Origin of the sequence: Mesorhizobium sp. M0833 (assembly GCF_040319905.1) — a bacterium.
In the GTDB taxonomy this organism is placed as follows: domain Bacteria; phylum Pseudomonadota; class Alphaproteobacteria; order Rhizobiales; family Rhizobiaceae; genus Mesorhizobium.
Genome location: NZ_JAMYOQ010000007.1, coordinates 1 through 13,628, shown reverse-complemented (window position 1 = coordinate 13,628; position 13,628 = coordinate 1). Strand labels below are relative to the sequence as shown.

Annotated in this window: 11 protein-coding genes and 1 pseudogene; 8 read left to right on the top strand and 4 right to left on the bottom strand. The window is 63.7% G+C overall.

Features of this window, described 5'->3' with window-relative positions; genetic code table 11:
- The first annotated feature begins 22 nt into the window (after positions 1-22).
- From NKH98_RS10020 to NKH98_RS10010, 3 genes are all read left to right on the top strand, one after another.
- Entirely contained in the window at positions 23-1,396 is a 1,374-nt protein-coding gene (locus tag NKH98_RS10020; protein WP_352898032.1) for a cytochrome ubiquinol oxidase subunit I, read from the top strand.
- Positions 1,393-2,397 (top strand): cytochrome d ubiquinol oxidase subunit II, encoded by a 1,005-nt coding sequence (locus NKH98_RS10015; protein WP_352898030.1) that lies wholly within the window; start codon positions 1,393-1,395, stop codon positions 2,395-2,397. Before NKH98_RS10020 ends, NKH98_RS10015 begins: the two co-directional genes overlap by 4 nt.
- A gap of 102 nt (positions 2,398-2,499) precedes the next feature.
- Entirely contained in the window at positions 2,500-5,049 is a 2,550-nt protein-coding gene (locus NKH98_RS10010) for a mechanosensitive ion channel family protein (protein ID WP_352898027.1), read from the top strand.
- A gap of 228 nt (positions 5,050-5,277) precedes the next feature.
- Here the strand turns inward: NKH98_RS10010 and msrA are convergent, their stop codons facing one another.
- The 4 genes from msrA to NKH98_RS09990 form a co-directional block, all read right to left on the bottom strand.
- Positions 5,278-6,006, bottom strand: a complete 729-nt coding sequence (gene msrA, locus NKH98_RS10005) for a peptide-methionine (S)-S-oxide reductase MsrA (protein WP_352476876.1) — start codon at positions 6,004-6,006, stop codon at positions 5,278-5,280.
- A 76-nt stretch (positions 6,007-6,082) separates the two neighbouring features.
- Complete coding sequence (locus NKH98_RS10000) at positions 6,083-6,406, bottom strand: hypothetical protein (RefSeq protein ID WP_502894225.1); 324 nt, start codon at positions 6,404-6,406, stop codon at positions 6,083-6,085.
- 78 nt (positions 6,407-6,484) lie between these two features.
- A complete protein-coding gene (locus NKH98_RS09995) occupies positions 6,485-7,201 on the bottom strand; it encodes a DUF1223 domain-containing protein (protein ID WP_352898024.1) in 717 nt (238 codons plus the stop codon).
- 348 nt (positions 7,202-7,549) lie between these two features.
- Entirely contained in the window at positions 7,550-8,614 is a 1,065-nt protein-coding gene (locus NKH98_RS09990) for a TadE/TadG family type IV pilus assembly protein (protein WP_352898022.1), read from the bottom strand.
- 158 nt (positions 8,615-8,772) lie between these two features.
- Here NKH98_RS09990 and lepA point away from each other — a divergent pair, with 158 nt between their 5' ends.
- The 5 genes and pseudogenes from lepA to NKH98_RS09965 all read left to right on the top strand — a co-directional run bounded on the left by lepA (position 8,773) and on the right by NKH98_RS09965 (position 13,474).
- Positions 8,773-10,578: a translation elongation factor 4 gene (gene lepA, locus NKH98_RS09985; protein ID WP_352898019.1), complete on the top strand. Its 1,806-nt coding sequence runs from the start codon at positions 8,773-8,775 to the stop codon at positions 10,576-10,578.
- A 666-nt stretch (positions 10,579-11,244) separates the two neighbouring features.
- Entirely contained in the window at positions 11,245-11,496 is a 252-nt protein-coding gene (locus NKH98_RS09980) for a hypothetical protein (RefSeq protein WP_352898016.1), read from the top strand.
- A 284-nt stretch (positions 11,497-11,780) separates the two neighbouring features.
- Complete coding sequence (locus NKH98_RS09975) at positions 11,781-12,155, top strand: hypothetical protein (protein WP_502894224.1); 375 nt, start codon at positions 11,781-11,783, stop codon at positions 12,153-12,155.
- 235 nt (positions 12,156-12,390) lie between these two features.
- On the top strand, positions 12,391-13,017 hold the full coding sequence (locus tag NKH98_RS09970) for a CDGSH iron-sulfur domain-containing protein (protein WP_352898013.1): 627 nt from the start codon (positions 12,391-12,393) through the stop codon (positions 13,015-13,017).
- An 84-nt stretch (positions 13,018-13,101) separates the two neighbouring features.
- Positions 13,102-13,474: pseudogene (locus tag NKH98_RS09965) on the top strand (endonuclease domain-containing protein).
- The last annotated feature ends 154 nt before the right edge of the window (positions 13,475-13,628 follow it).

Sequence of the window (13,628 nt, the reverse complement as noted above, 5' to 3'; positions counted from 1 at the left end):
ACAAGCAGCAGCCGGAGCCGCCATGGACCCGCTCATCCTGTCGCGCATACAGTTCGGCGCGAACATCTCGTTCCACATCCTGTTCCCGGCGATCACCATCGCGCTCGGCTGGGTGCTGCTGTTCTTCAAGCTCCGCTACAACGCGACAAACGATTCCGCCTGGATGCGCGCTTATTTCACCTGGGTTAAGGTATTCGCGCTGTCCTTCGCCATGGGCGTGGTTTCCGGCGTCACCATGAGTTTTCAGTTCGGCACCAACTGGCCGGGCTATATGGAGACGGTCGGCAACATTGCCGGCCCGCTGCTGGCCTACGAGATCCTGACCGCCTTTTTCCTTGAGGCGGCGTTCCTCGGCATCATGCTGTTCGGCTTCCGCCGCGTCTCGAACCGCGTCCATACGCTGGCGACGGTGCTGGTGGCCGGCGGCACCACCTTGTCCGCCTTCTGGATCATCGCACTCAATTCGTGGATGCAGACGCCGGCCGGCTTCGAGATGCGCGATGGTGTAGCGCACGCCACCGACTGGTGGGCCGTTGTCTTCAATCCGTCCATGCCCTACCGGCTCGTCCATATGCTGCTTGCTTCGGGGCTGACCGTCTCGTTCCTGATCGCCGGCCTGTCGGCGCTGCGCTATCTCTACGGCGATCGTTCGGAATCGATGTGGAAGGCGCTGCGCACCGGCGTCTTCACCGCCGCGATCCTGATCCCGATCCAGATCTTCGCCGGCGACCAGCACGGCCTCAACACGCTCGAACACCAGCCGCAGAAGATCGCCGCCATGGAGGCCAACTGGAACACCGGTCCCAACGTGCCGCTGGTGCTGTTTGCGCTTCCCGATGAAGCGGCGAGCGAGAACAGGTTCGAGCTCACCATTCCCGACGGCGCCAGCCTCATCCTCAGGCACAGCGCCGGTGGCGTCGTGCCGGGGCTGAATGATTATGCCGGCAACCACCCCCCGGTGTTTCCGGTATTCTGGGGCTTTCGCATCATGGTCGGCACAGGCCTCCTTATGCTCGCCGTCTCCTGGTCGGCGGCCTTCTTCCTCAAGCGCCGCCACAGCCTGCCCAAGCCGCTGGCGCTCGTCATGGTGCCGATGGCGCTGTCCGGCTGGCTGGCGACGCTGGCCGGCTGGTACACCACTGAGATCGGCCGCCAGCCCTGGCTGGTCACCGGCGTGCTGCGTACCGCCGATGCTGTCGGGCCGGTCGCCGGCAGCCATGTCGCGCTGTCGCTCGCGGTCTATCTCAGCCTCTACGTGCTGCTGCTGATCGCCTATCTCAGCGTGTTGGTGCATCTAGCATTGAAGGCGGCGAAGGATGGAGACACCTCGCCGCTGCCGGGCGTCATGAACAGGCCGCTGTCGCAGCCGGTTGCGCAACCAGGAGAAACATCATGAGCTTCGACTGGCCGACCCTGCTGCCTCTGATCTTCGCCGGGTTGATGGGCCTCGCCATCCTGATCTACGTCATCCTCGACGGCTTCGATCTCGGCATCGGCATCCTGTTCGCCGCAGCCGAAGGCACCGAACAGGATACGATGATCGCCGCCATCGGCCCGTTCTGGGACGCCAACGAGACTTGGCTGGTGCTGGCGGTCGGCCTGCTGCTGGTCGCCTTCCCGCTGGCGCACGGCACCATTCTGACCGCGCTCTACATTCCGGTTTTCGTGCTGCTGGTCGGCTTGATCCTGCGCGGCGTCGCCTTCGATTTCCGCGCCAAGGTGCCGGCCGGCAGGAAACACCGCTGGAACCGCATCTTCTTCCTCGGCTCGGTCGTCGCTTCGCTGGCGCAAGGTTATATGCTCGGCGTCTATGTGCTCGGCCTCGACGTCGGCCCTGGCGGCATGGCGTTCGGCGCGCTGGTGGCGCTCTGCCTTGCCGCGGCCTACGCGGCAATGGGCGCGGCCTGGGTCATCTATAAGACCGAAGGCGATCTGCAGAGGAAGGCGGTGCTGTGGCTGCGCACGGCGCTGGTGCTGACCGCGCTCGGCATGGTCGCGGTGTCGCTGGCCACGCCCTTTGCCAGCGCGCGCATCTTCGACAAATGGTTCGTCTGGCCGGCCATGCTCTATTTGTCACCGCTGCCGATCCTGTCGGCAGTGCTGTTCCTGTGGCTGTGGCGCCAGACCTTCCATCTGCCGAAACCCGGCGACCGCCACGCGCTGCTCCCGTTCCTGACCTTGGCCGCTATCTTCACGCTCGGCTTTGCCGGCCTCGCCTGGTCTTTCTACCCCTTCGTGGTGCCCGACCGGCTGACCATCTGGCAGGCTGCTTCGGCACCCGAAAGCCTGGCCGTCATCCTGGTCGGCACGGTCGTCGTGCTGCCGATCATCATCTTCTATTCGTTCTTTGCCTACCGGGTGTTCGCCGGCAAGGCGACGGATCTGACCTATGACTGACCGGCATCGCCGTCGCAGCGTGAAACAGAATATTCATCTTCAAGCGGAATAACCTTCTCTGGCCGGCCGAACAGAATCGTCGGCATCAAGAAGGGCGATGCAATGACCCCCTTTTTTGCGGCAGGACAGGATCGGCTGCTGCTTTTGCTGATCCGGACGGTCGCGCTGATCGGCGCACTCGCGCTTGCCGGCCTGCTGCCGGCCATGCCGCAGGCGCATGCCCAGGACGCGGCCAACTGGACCGGCGTGTGGGACACGAAATGGCGCGGCGGCGGCGCCCAGATCAAGTTCGAGCAGACCGGCGCCGGTGTAAAGGGCGTGTACCCGCTTTATAACGGCCGTATCGAGGCCAAGGCCGAAGGCGACAAGCTTGTCGGCCACTGGTTCGAAGGCGACCGCCAGGGCGCCTTCACCTTCGTCCAATCGCCTGACGGCGGCAGCTTCATGGGCCGGTTCGATGCCGCCACCGCCGAATGGTGGACAGGTGTGCGCGTAAGCGCCGTCGAGGACGTGCGTGTCGACCAGTCGAGCCCGATGAGCACCATGCGCTCGTTCCTGCAGACGATGAACGAGAGCGGCGCCGACAACGTGCCGCGCGCCACCGGCGGCGGCATGGGTCTTGCCGGTCTGGCGGCGGGTCTCGTCGACGTCACCGAGGCCGACCGCGGCGGCCTCAACATGCCCGATTACACCAAGCTGCTGTTCACCGTCATCGACAACGCGACGCTCCGTCTGTGGAGCCTGCCGCATGACGCGATTGTCGGCGACGAGGTGACGGCGACGCTGCCGCAATACGGCACCAGGGTCTCCTTCGCCGTCACTTTTCGCCGCAAGAATGGCGACTGGTTCATCGTCGGGCCGCCACTTGGCCAGCTCCAGGCAAAGCTCGCCGAATTCCAGGAAGCGCGTGGCGAAGCCGTCGACATGGTCGACGATCCGAGCAGGCTCGCCTCGCCGCGCGACACGTTCAAGGTGCTGTTGAGCGGCCTCACCGAAGCCGGCGACCCGGCCCAGGCGGCGCTCGACCTGCGCAACTACAGTCAGGCGGTGCGCGGCGACGAGGCGTTCCTGCTCGAGCGCTATCTCAAAAAGGTCATCGACCGCATCGGCTACGTCTATTGGCAGGAGATCCCCGACGATCCAAAGAGCAACACCCCCTTCGTCTATTTCGAGCATCCCGCCGGCAACATCGTCATCGGCCCGGTCGAGACTGACCCCGACGGCACCGGCAAGCGCAAGATCTGGCAGTTCACGCCCGAGACGCTCGCCCACATCCGCGCGCTCTACGCCGACGTCGAAGACGTGCCGGTGGCGCCGGAATTCGCCGCCTTCGCCAGCACCGACCCGTTCTTCATCGCCCGTGGCCTTGCCCGCGAGATCAGCCCCGGCCTGCTCACCCGCGCCGGCCCGATGGAGCACTGGCAATGGTGGATGCTCGGCCTTGCCGCACTGGCCGGCATCGTCTTCGGCTTCATCGCCAATGCGCTGATTTCCTTGTTTGTCCGAAGGACGGAAAGCTCGGCCTTCTTCCGCATCGTCGAATGGGCGGTGCGCTCGATCGTGCTTGGCTTCTTCCTGCTGTTGACGCTGCGCCCGCTCGGTCTGCCGCAAGTGGTCGCCGCCCCGGTCAAGGCAATCGCCTGGAGCCTGATCGTGATCGGCGCGGTGCCGGTGGTCTGGCATCTGATCGGCAAGGTCGCCGAACACTATCGCGGACTTTGGCAAGTGCCCGGCTATCACGACACGCTGATTTCGCTGTCCACCGGCGTGGCGCGCGTCGCCGTGCTGGTCGTCGCCTTCCTGCTGTTGGCAGAAGTGCTCGCCATCCCCTACGAAGGCGTCATCGCCGGTCTCGGCATCGGCGGTCTGGCGGTGGCGCTGGCCGCGCAGCCGACGCTGCAGAACTTCCTCTCCGGCCTGACGCTCTATGCCGACCGGCCGGTAAGCGTCGGCGACTTCTGCAAGTTCGGCGACCAGTCCGGCACGATCGAGCATATCGGCATGCGCTCGACGCGCATCAGATCGCTCGACCGCACGATCATCTCGGTGCCGAACTCGGATTTCGCCGGCATGCAGATCGAGAACTACGCCCATCGCGACCGCACCCGGTTCGGGACGACGCTGCAGCTGCGCTACGAGACGACGCCCGATCAGCTGCGTTACGTCCTGGCCGAGCTGCGCAAGCTGCTGATTGCCCATCCACGCGTTATCGATGAGCCGTGCCGCGTGCGCTTTGCCGGCTTCGGCGCCTATTCGCTCGATATCGACGTGTTCACTTATATCAAAACCGCCGACGTGGCCGAATTTCAAGCCATCCGCGAGGACATCTTGTTGTCCATGATCAACATCATGGATGATGCCGGCGCGCAGTTCGCCTTCCCTTCGTCACTGGAATACAGAGCCACCGACCTTCCGGTCGACGACGAAAAACGCATCGCCGCGGAGAAAAGGGTCGGCGATTGGCGCGAGGCGCAAAATCTGCCTTTCCCCGACTTCAGCCAGATCGACAAATTCGCCCTCAACAACACACTTGCCTACCCACCTGAGGACTCGGCGCATTATCGCGAGATAGAGCCCGACCCGGACTCGGCCGAGGCAAAGGCGACGCTGGAGAAAGTGCGCTGGAGCCTGCCCTGGAAAAAGGGGAGGTAGTTTCGAGACGTTGGCGGGACAGCACCCCCCTCCGGCCTGCCGGCCATCTCCCCCGCAAGGGCGGAGATTAGCAGTTTCAGCGCTCCGCTCGTCCTGAACGTTGGAGATTTGGCGAAGGTCGAGGTGATAGCCGATCTCCCCCCTTGCGGGGGAGATGTCCGGCAGGACAGAGGGGGGTGCGAAGGATCGCCGACGCTTATTCTCCGTCGCGCCCGCCGGCGCAAAAGCTCAGCTCTTGTTGGCGGCCAGCACCAGCACCGGCTTTTCGCTGTAGAGGTTGGGGAACAGCCGCTTCAGGTTCTCGACCTTGGGCAAATCATTGTAGACGATATAGGGATAGGTCGGGTTGAGCGTCAGAAAATCCTGGTGGTAGTCCTCGGCCGGATAGAAGCTCTTGCCGGTCTCTAGCGTCGTCACGATCGGCTTAGGAAACACCTTGGCCTTGTCGAGCTGGGCGATGTAGCTTTCGGCGATCTTTTTCTGCGTGTCGTTTTCCGCAAAGATCGTCGAACGGTACTGTGTGCCGCTGTCCGGGCCCTGGTAGTTCAGTTGCGTCGGATTGTGCGCCACCGAGAAATACACCTGCAGCAGCTGGCCGTAAGTAACCTTGGACGGCTCGTAGGTGATCTCGACGGATTCGGCATGGCCCGTCCGGCTGGTGCCGACCATTTCATAGACGGCCGTGTCCTTGTCGCCGCCGGCATAGCCGGAGACGGCGCTGGTGACGCCCTTGACGTGCTGGAACACGCCTTGCACACCCCAGAAGCAGCCGCCGGCGAAGACCGCCTTTTCGGTGCCGGCGGTGGCCTTCTCGTCCATTGCCGGCGGCGGGATCACCACCGCGTCTTCGGCCGAGACTGCCGGGGTCTGCCAGAATACGGCGGCGGCGGCCGTGAGGATAAGCGCGGCAGCTGCTGCTTTTGCGAAAATTGACGATCGTTTCACGGCTGCGGTCATGTCTGATCTCCCATGATGTGGTGTGGATTATACGACGGATAGGTCCGCCGGGCTCTCACATTGCTGTGCGCATCGCCTATTTGGCCGGAGCCATGGCATCGCAGGCCTTGGTCGCCTCTGCCTTCTTCATGGCGTCCGTCTCGGCGTCGGCCTTGTTCATGCAGTCGGCCTTCATCGGATCTGTCGCCTTCATCGCGGTCGTGGCCATTGCGTCAGCCGCCATGGCGCCGGCCGGCTTCATTGCATCCGTTGCCGGCTTCATGGCGCCCGTTGCCGGCTTCATAGCGTTTGTCGCCATCGCCGGCTTCATCGCATCTTCGGCCCGCGCCGCGCCTCCTGCCAACAGCGCCGTTGAGCAAAGTGCGAAGGCGAGTGCCGCGAGGGTCGGGCGATTGGTCAAGATGATCTCCTAGGGTTTGGCAGGGGTTGACGGCATGCGGCGGCGCCGCTGCGCGTTGGGGGAATTTCGCGCGGGTTTCTAATTCGTAGCGGCAGCAAGGATCGGCCCGCCGCTCGGCACCTGTACCAGCACCGCCGTGCTAAGGCCGCCCGTCGTCGCCGGCAGCGGCAGCGCGGTGGCGTCGCCGGTCCAATTGCCCAGCCTGGTCAGCGAATGCACGACATTGGCGTGCGGCAGCGTGCGGCCGGTGTTTTCTCCGCGCGCCACCGGCACCTCGACGACGCCCTTGCCGTAACGCACCAACCAAACGTCGGCCTTGCCGCCGGGAACCGGACCGGCGCCGATGCTGACCGTCCCGCCGGCGAGCGACAGCGAAGGTCCGTCGGCGTGGCCGCCGCTCGCAATCAGCTGCTCGATCTCGCCCGGCCTGGCGCCGACCGCATCGGCCCTGCCGTTGACCACCACTTGCGGCGTGAACGGGCCGGAACGGCCGAGCGACGGTTCATAGCGGACCTGGCGCTGCGTGAATTCTTCTTTGCCGAATGTGTCCTTCCAGCCGAGATAGTCCCAGTAGGTGACGTTGAAGGACAGCGCCAGCACACCGGGCCGGTCCATCACCTTGATCAGATTGGCGTTGGCCGGCGGGCAGGACGAGCAGCCCTGGCTGGTGAAGAGCTCGACGACGGTCTGCGTTTGGCCGGCGGCCGCGCCGGTTGCCGACAGCACAGTTGCCGAAAACAGTATTGCGGCGAGCCCCTTCAGGGCTGTGCTGCGTCTCGCTGTCGATCCAGGCATTGCGTTTCTCCTGCGCAGACATCGTTCCATGTCCACACTTCGCCGCCGACAGACGGTTCGTTACAGCATCACCGCTTCGTGATCGTTCGCAGCTCTCCCTTGCCCTTGTGGGAGAAGGTGGATCGGCGCGAAGCGCCGAGACGGTTGAGGGGTGCTGGAAGCAATGAGGCGTCGGCGTTCCCTGGAACACCCCTCATCCGACCGAGCTTCGCTCGGCCGCCTTCTCCCACAGGGGCGAAGGGAAGACGGTCGCTCGCAACCAACACGCCACCCGGTGTGACCGGGCGGCGGTGTGATGGACGGGCAGCCTAAGCGGGCCGATATGCCCTCGCACTCAGCTGCGGGGTCCTATTGTGTCAACAGCGTTTCCGATGCCCGCTGATTGAAGGCGCACTTGCCGGTTACTGTGTAGAAAAAGTCCGCGTTGGAATCGGTGATGGTCGGAGATGTCGGCACCGGCGATCCCCCGTCTTCCCACGCTTGTATGCTGGTCTGGCCGCACGGCACCAGTGTAAAGATATCGACCGTTTGGCCACTGGCGATCTCGATGCCGTCCGCGTAGAGGCGATTCGATGTTGCCGGATCGTTCGATTTGAGCACCGTTGGATTGCCTGACGGCACATCCATCTGCAGGTAGAGCTGGTCCATCTGGCTGACGTCGATCACCGCGCCGGCACCGGTCGCCGGGTACATGGTGTTGACGCAGGTGGTCGCATATTTCTTGCCGTTGGAAGCGGTCTGGGTGATCGTGGTGCTGGGCAGCCCATAAAAGCTGAGCACCGTGGTGGTCGTACACACCTGCTGCTGGACCGTAGTGATCGTCGCTCCGTTGATGGTGGAGACGGTCGCCGTGCCATAGCCTTTCGGATCGCCATAACCGTTGTATGTGTAGGTGATTTTCATCAGCTTGTTGGCCACCGTGTCCCCGAATTTGGTGCCGTAGAGCGTCATTGTCTTGCCCCACCAGCCCGAGACCTTGGTCACCTTGAACGTGGCTTGCACCAGCGCCGGCCGCTTTGTCACTGCCGACGCAACGCCGACCTGCACCGTGTTGATCCTGGCGATCTGCATGAAATTCGTCGGCATGGCAAAGCCGGCCGAAGCCTTGATGCTGGCGGCGCCGTCGGTGGCGACGACGAAGCTGTCGAGCTTGGCCGTGCCTTGCCCGCCATTGGCCAGGTATACCTCCTGCAGTTTTACCTGGCGGTCCGCCAATGAGGTGTCCGTCGCAAGCGTCGTGATCGACAGCGACGCTGCATCGAGGGCGTTCTGCATCGATGCCCTAGTTGAAACCGCCGAGGTATAGTCGATGGAAAAGCCCAATGCGGCAACCATCGGGATAAGCAGGATGGCGAGCATCGGCGCGAACGAGCCGCTCACCGATCTGAGAAACTTGCGTGCTGACAGCGGCATTCCGACCCCCCGAAACGGCGATAGGCCAGTGGGCTATCACGCCGGGCGCGAACTATGCTCTAATCTCATGGATCAAAGTTTAACGACTTTGCCGCCTTGCTGCCGCACCCGCGTCCCGCCGCTTGCCGATATACCATGCCCCTGCTAAAGCGCGCCGCATGACCACGCCGATCAAGAACATCCGCAACTTCTCCATCGTTGCCCATATCGACCATGGCAAATCCACGCTTGCCGACCGGCTGATCCAGTCGACCGGCGGGCTGGAGCTGCGCGACATGAAGGAGCAGGTGCTGGACTCGATGGACATCGAGCGCGAGCGCGGCATCACCATCAAGGCGCAGACGGTGCGGCTGAAATACCGCGCCAACAATGGACAGGACTATGTCCTCAACCTGATCGACACGCCCGGCCATGTCGACTTCGCCTATGAAGTGTCGCGCTCGCTCGCCGCCTGCGAGGGCTCGCTGCTGGTCGTCGATGCCTCGCAAGGCGTCGAGGCGCAGACGCTGGCCAATGTCTATCAGGCCATCGACAACAACCACGAGATCGTCGTGGTGCTGAACAAAGTCGACCTGCCGGCCGCCGAGCCCGAGCGCATCCGCGAGCAGGTCGAGGAGGTGATCGGCATCGATGCCTCCAACGCCGTGCTGATCTCGGCCAAGACCGGGCTCGGCATTCCCGACGTGCTGGAGGCGATCGTCAACGATCTGCCGCCGCCGCGCGAGGGCGACATCACGGCTCCGCTGAAGGCGATGCTGGTCGATAGCTGGTACGACGCCTATCTCGGCGTCATCGTGCTGGTGCGCATCATCGACGGCGTCCTGAAGAAGGGCCAGACCATCCGCATGATGGGCACCGGCGCCAGATACCTGGTCGAGCGCACCGGCGTCTTCACGCCCGCCCGCATCAATGTCGACGAGCTCGGCCCCGGCGAGTTCGGTTTCTTCACCGGCTCGATCAAGGAGGTTGCAGATACCCGCGTCGGCGACACCATCACCGAGGACAAGCGCCCGACTGCACAAGCCCTGCCCGGTTTCAAGCCGGCGCAGCCGGTGGTGTTCTGCGGCCTGTTCCCGGTCGACGCCGCCGATTTCGAAGACCTGCGCGCCGCCGTCGGCAAACTGCGCCTCAACGACGCCTCCTTCTCGTTCGAAATGGAAACCAGTGCCGCGCTCGGCTTCGGCTATCGCTGCGGCTTCCTCGGCCTGCTGCATCTTGAAATCATCCAGGAGCGGCTGGAGCGCGAGTTCAACCTCGACCTTATCGCCACCGCGCCCAGCGTCGTCTACCGCCTGCTGTTGAACGACGGCACGGTCAAGGAACTGCACAACCCGGCCGACATGCCCGACGTGGTCAAGATCTCCGCCATCGAGGAGCCGTGGATCCGCGCCACCATCCTGACCCCCGACGACTATCTCGGCGGCATCCTGAAACTCTGCCAGGACCGGCGTGGCATCCAGGCCGACCTGTCCTATGTCGGCAAGCGCGCCATGCTGATCTACGATTTGCCGCTCAACGAGGTGGTCTTCGACTTCTACGACCGTCTGAAGTCGATCTCCAAGGGCTATGCCTCCTTCGACTATCACCTGACCGACTATCGCGAGGGCGACCTGGTGAAAATGTCGATCCTGGTCAATGAGGAGCCGGTCGACGCGCTGTCGATGCTGGTCCACCGCACGGCGGCGGAAAAGCGCGGCCGGCAGATGTGCGAGAAGTTGAAGGAGCTGATCCCGCACCACCTGTTCAAGATCCCGATCCAGGCGGCGATCGGCGGCAAGGTCATCGCCCGCGAGACCATCTCGGCGCTGCGCAAGGACGTCACCGCAAAATGCTACGGCGGCGACGTCTCGCGCAAGCGCAAGCTGCTCGACAAGCAGAAAGAGGGCAAGAAGCGGATGCGCCAGTTCGGCAAGGTGGATATCCCGCAGGAGGCGTTTATCCAGGCGCTGAAGATGGGCGATTGAGGACGGCTGTGAGCGTCCGGAGAGCGGAGGTCTCCGAACTAGGATCGCTGCCTCGAGACCATTTTGTCCATCGAAACGAAAACGCTTTCCCGTTTGCAGTTAACGCAGCTGGCCTAATGATGCTGCAAATGCTTAGCCTTTTGGTCAAGCCATCTGGCGTCTCAAATCCCGGTGGAAGAATCTTCCACTTCGTCACAGAGACCGCAGATAACAGTTGCATATCTGCAGGCCGGAGTGCCTGTTACGCGAGTCATGCCGGCCTAGGTGACCAATTCCCATTTCCTGTCATCTAGGCTGAGCGTTCGACACTAGAGGAATCGCGCAGGTGTCGGGCCAAAGGTCCTTTCAGCCGATCCTTCAACAACATCCCACTTTGGCGTATCCTCACCGCGCTTGGGGAAATACAATGCGTTCCACTCTGGACATCGTCGCCGCGATCGGCCTGGCCATCGGCGGCGCTTTTGGCCTGGCCGGCACCTTCGTAGCGAGTGCCGCGCTTCGCGAAACACTCTGGACGATCGACGGCGTGGCACTCGTGGTGGCAACCGCTCTGTTGACGATGAAGTATCAGCGGCAGGCCAATGACTGGGTGGCTGCCGGATTTCTGACTTTCTCGCCGGCGAGAGCCTGCTGCTCGCCGGCAACGCTGCGGGGCTTGAGGCCAGCGTGCCCTCCTATGTCGGCGGTATCTCGCTCTGGGCGGCGGCGCTGGTCATGGTCAGCGCGCCGAAAACCTTCGCCCTGTGGATGCGACTCACCGCTGTCGTGGCCGCTCTGCTGTTTGTCGTCTCAGTGGGCCTGATCCTGTGGGGCGCGCCTTTGCTGCCGACGTCGGCGCCGCTGCCCGCTGCCGGATATCCCTTCCTGGTGCTCACATTCATCGGCTGGATCTGGACGCTGCTGAAGCCCGGGCGTTGAGCCCGGTCGGACCGCCCCCTCTCCGGCCGCTTCGCGGCCACCTCTCCCCCACCTTGCTCCCACCTTGTGGGGGCGAGGAACCCAAGCCTTGTGAGGCTTCGGCGATTGGCATTCCTCGCCCCGGGGAGAGGTGGTTTGCGAAGCTAACCGGAGAGGGGTCTTGCTTAGCAACCTCGCGCACCACGCGATGCGCAAATGGCGCAACCCCCTTCCACCCATCCCGCCGCCATGCCATGTTCCCCCTCGCGGCCGGGCAGGCCGTTTTCATTCCGGGGGGAATCATCATGTTGTCCTACGCTTTGGTGCGCCGCGCTGCCGCGGCGCTCTGTCTTGCCGCATCGTTTGCGCCCGTTGCGCATGCCGGCGATGTCACGTTCGAGATCAGGAACAGCCATCCGAACGCCATGCGCGTCGAGCTCTACAGCCAGGACCGCGACCATGTCTGGCCGGGAAGCAATCAGGATTATTATCTCAACGACGGCGAGACCAAGTCGATCCCGCTGTCCTGCAATGACGGCGAATCGATCTGCTACGGCGCCTGGGTCGATGGCGACGACAGCACCTATTGGGGCGTCGGTCCCGGCAACACGGAAAAATGCGACGATTGCTGCTACACCTGCAGCGGCGGCGAGACCGAAGACATCGATCTGGTTCCGTAGCGCGCGAATCTCCCCCCTCGAGCGGGAGATGGCCGGCAGGCCAGAGGGGGTCGCCGCGCGTGGAGCGCCATCCTGTTCTGCAGTAGCAGGCCGAGCCCAGTCGGGCCGCCCCCCTCTGTCGCCTTCGGCGACATCTCCCCCTCAAGGGGGAAGATCAGGCGCCCAGCCTCTCAGGCAGCTTGACGCCGTCCCGGCCGCCGCCATAGCGTGACGCCTTCAGCAAGGAGATGCACCCATGGCAGGCACGGTCGAAGGCGAAAAAATCGATATCGGCTTTTCCGGGCGCCGCTGCATCCATTCGCGCAATTGCGTGCTTGGCGATCCGCGTGTCTTCGTGCCCAATGCGCCCGGCCAATGGATCCACCCCGAGGCGGCTAGCGTCGAGAAGATCGTGGCGCTCGCCGAAGCCTGCCCGTCCGGCGCCATCACCTATATCCGCAAGGATGGCGGGCCGCAGGAGCAGCCGCCGGTGGTTAACACCGTGCGCATCAGGGAGAACGGCCCGCTGGCGGTGCACGCCGAGATCGTGCTTGGCGGCGAGACGTTCTTCCGCGCCACGCTGTGCCGCTGCGGCGCCTCGGAGAACAAGCCGTTCTGCGACGGCAGCCACACCAAGGCAGGCTTTGCCGCCACCGGCGAGCCGCCGCTGAAGGATACGCCGGCGCTGGAGGCGCGCAATGGCCCGCTGACCGTTACACCGACGACCAACGGCCCGCTCAAGCTCGAAGGCAATGTCGAAATCGTCACCGGCACCGGCCACACGGTCGACCGTACGCAACGCACCTTCCTCTGCCGCTGCGGCCATTCCGCCAACAAGCCGTTTTGCGATGGCAGCCACAAGCGCGTGGGGTTTGTGGGGTAGGCGGCGCTGCGATCTCCCCCCTTGAGGGGGAGATGTCCGGCAGGACAGAGGGGGGCGCCGTAGAGCGCCAACTTCAGCAGCACAATGCCTCACACGCCACTGCCTCCAAAACATCGCGCAAACGCCAGATCGATGCGCAACGTCATGACATCCGCTGAATTGAAGCTCTGGAACGAGCTTCGCGCGCACCGGCTGATGGGACTTGGCTTCCGGCGGCAATTTCCTATCGCCGGCTACATTGTCGATTTCGCCTGCCCGGAGCAGAAGCTGATCGTCGAAGTCGACGGCTCCCAGCATACCGAAGCCGATGCTGTTGCCAGAGACGAAGCAAGGACAGTGCGCCTTGGAACAGGACGGCTGGACCGTCCTGCGTTTCTGGAACGATGACATCATCCGCGACATCGACAATGTCTGCCAGCATATCGTGATTGCGGCTGGAATCGCCGAGGTGCCTTAGATCGTGGCAAGGTCGGCGGGACAGCGCCCCCCTCTGTCCTGCCGGACATCTCCCCCACTTGGGCCTGTTGCGTAATTCGCTGATTGTGATTCTCTGAGACGAAGGTCGGAGGGAATCGCGATGGCAGTGAAGCAGATGGGCCAGTTGAGCTTGG

Coding starts and splice junctions, on each gene's coding strand:
- NKH98_RS10020 (WP_352898032.1), top strand. CDS start 23: ATGGACCCGCTCATCCTGTCGCGCATACAGTTCGGCGCGAACATCTCG.
- NKH98_RS10015 (WP_352898030.1), top strand. CDS start 1,393: ATGAGCTTCGACTGGCCGACCCTGCTGCCTCTGATCTTCGCCGGGTTG.
- NKH98_RS10010 (WP_352898027.1), top strand. CDS start 2,500: ATGACCCCCTTTTTTGCGGCAGGACAGGATCGGCTGCTGCTTTTGCTG.
- msrA (WP_352476876.1), bottom strand. CDS start 6,006: ATGACCGCAGCCGTGAAACGATCGTCAATTTTCGCAAAAGCAGCAGCT.
- NKH98_RS09995 (WP_352898024.1), bottom strand. CDS start 7,201: ATGCCTGGATCGACAGCGAGACGCAGCACAGCCCTGAAGGGGCTCGCC.
- NKH98_RS09990 (WP_352898022.1), bottom strand. CDS start 8,614: ATGCCGCTGTCAGCACGCAAGTTTCTCAGATCGGTGAGCGGCTCGTTC.
- lepA (WP_352898019.1), top strand. CDS start 8,773: ATGACCACGCCGATCAAGAACATCCGCAACTTCTCCATCGTTGCCCAT.
- NKH98_RS09975 (WP_502894224.1), top strand. CDS start 11,781: ATGTTGTCCTACGCTTTGGTGCGCCGCGCTGCCGCGGCGCTCTGTCTT.
- NKH98_RS09970 (WP_352898013.1), top strand. CDS start 12,391: ATGGCAGGCACGGTCGAAGGCGAAAAAATCGATATCGGCTTTTCCGGG.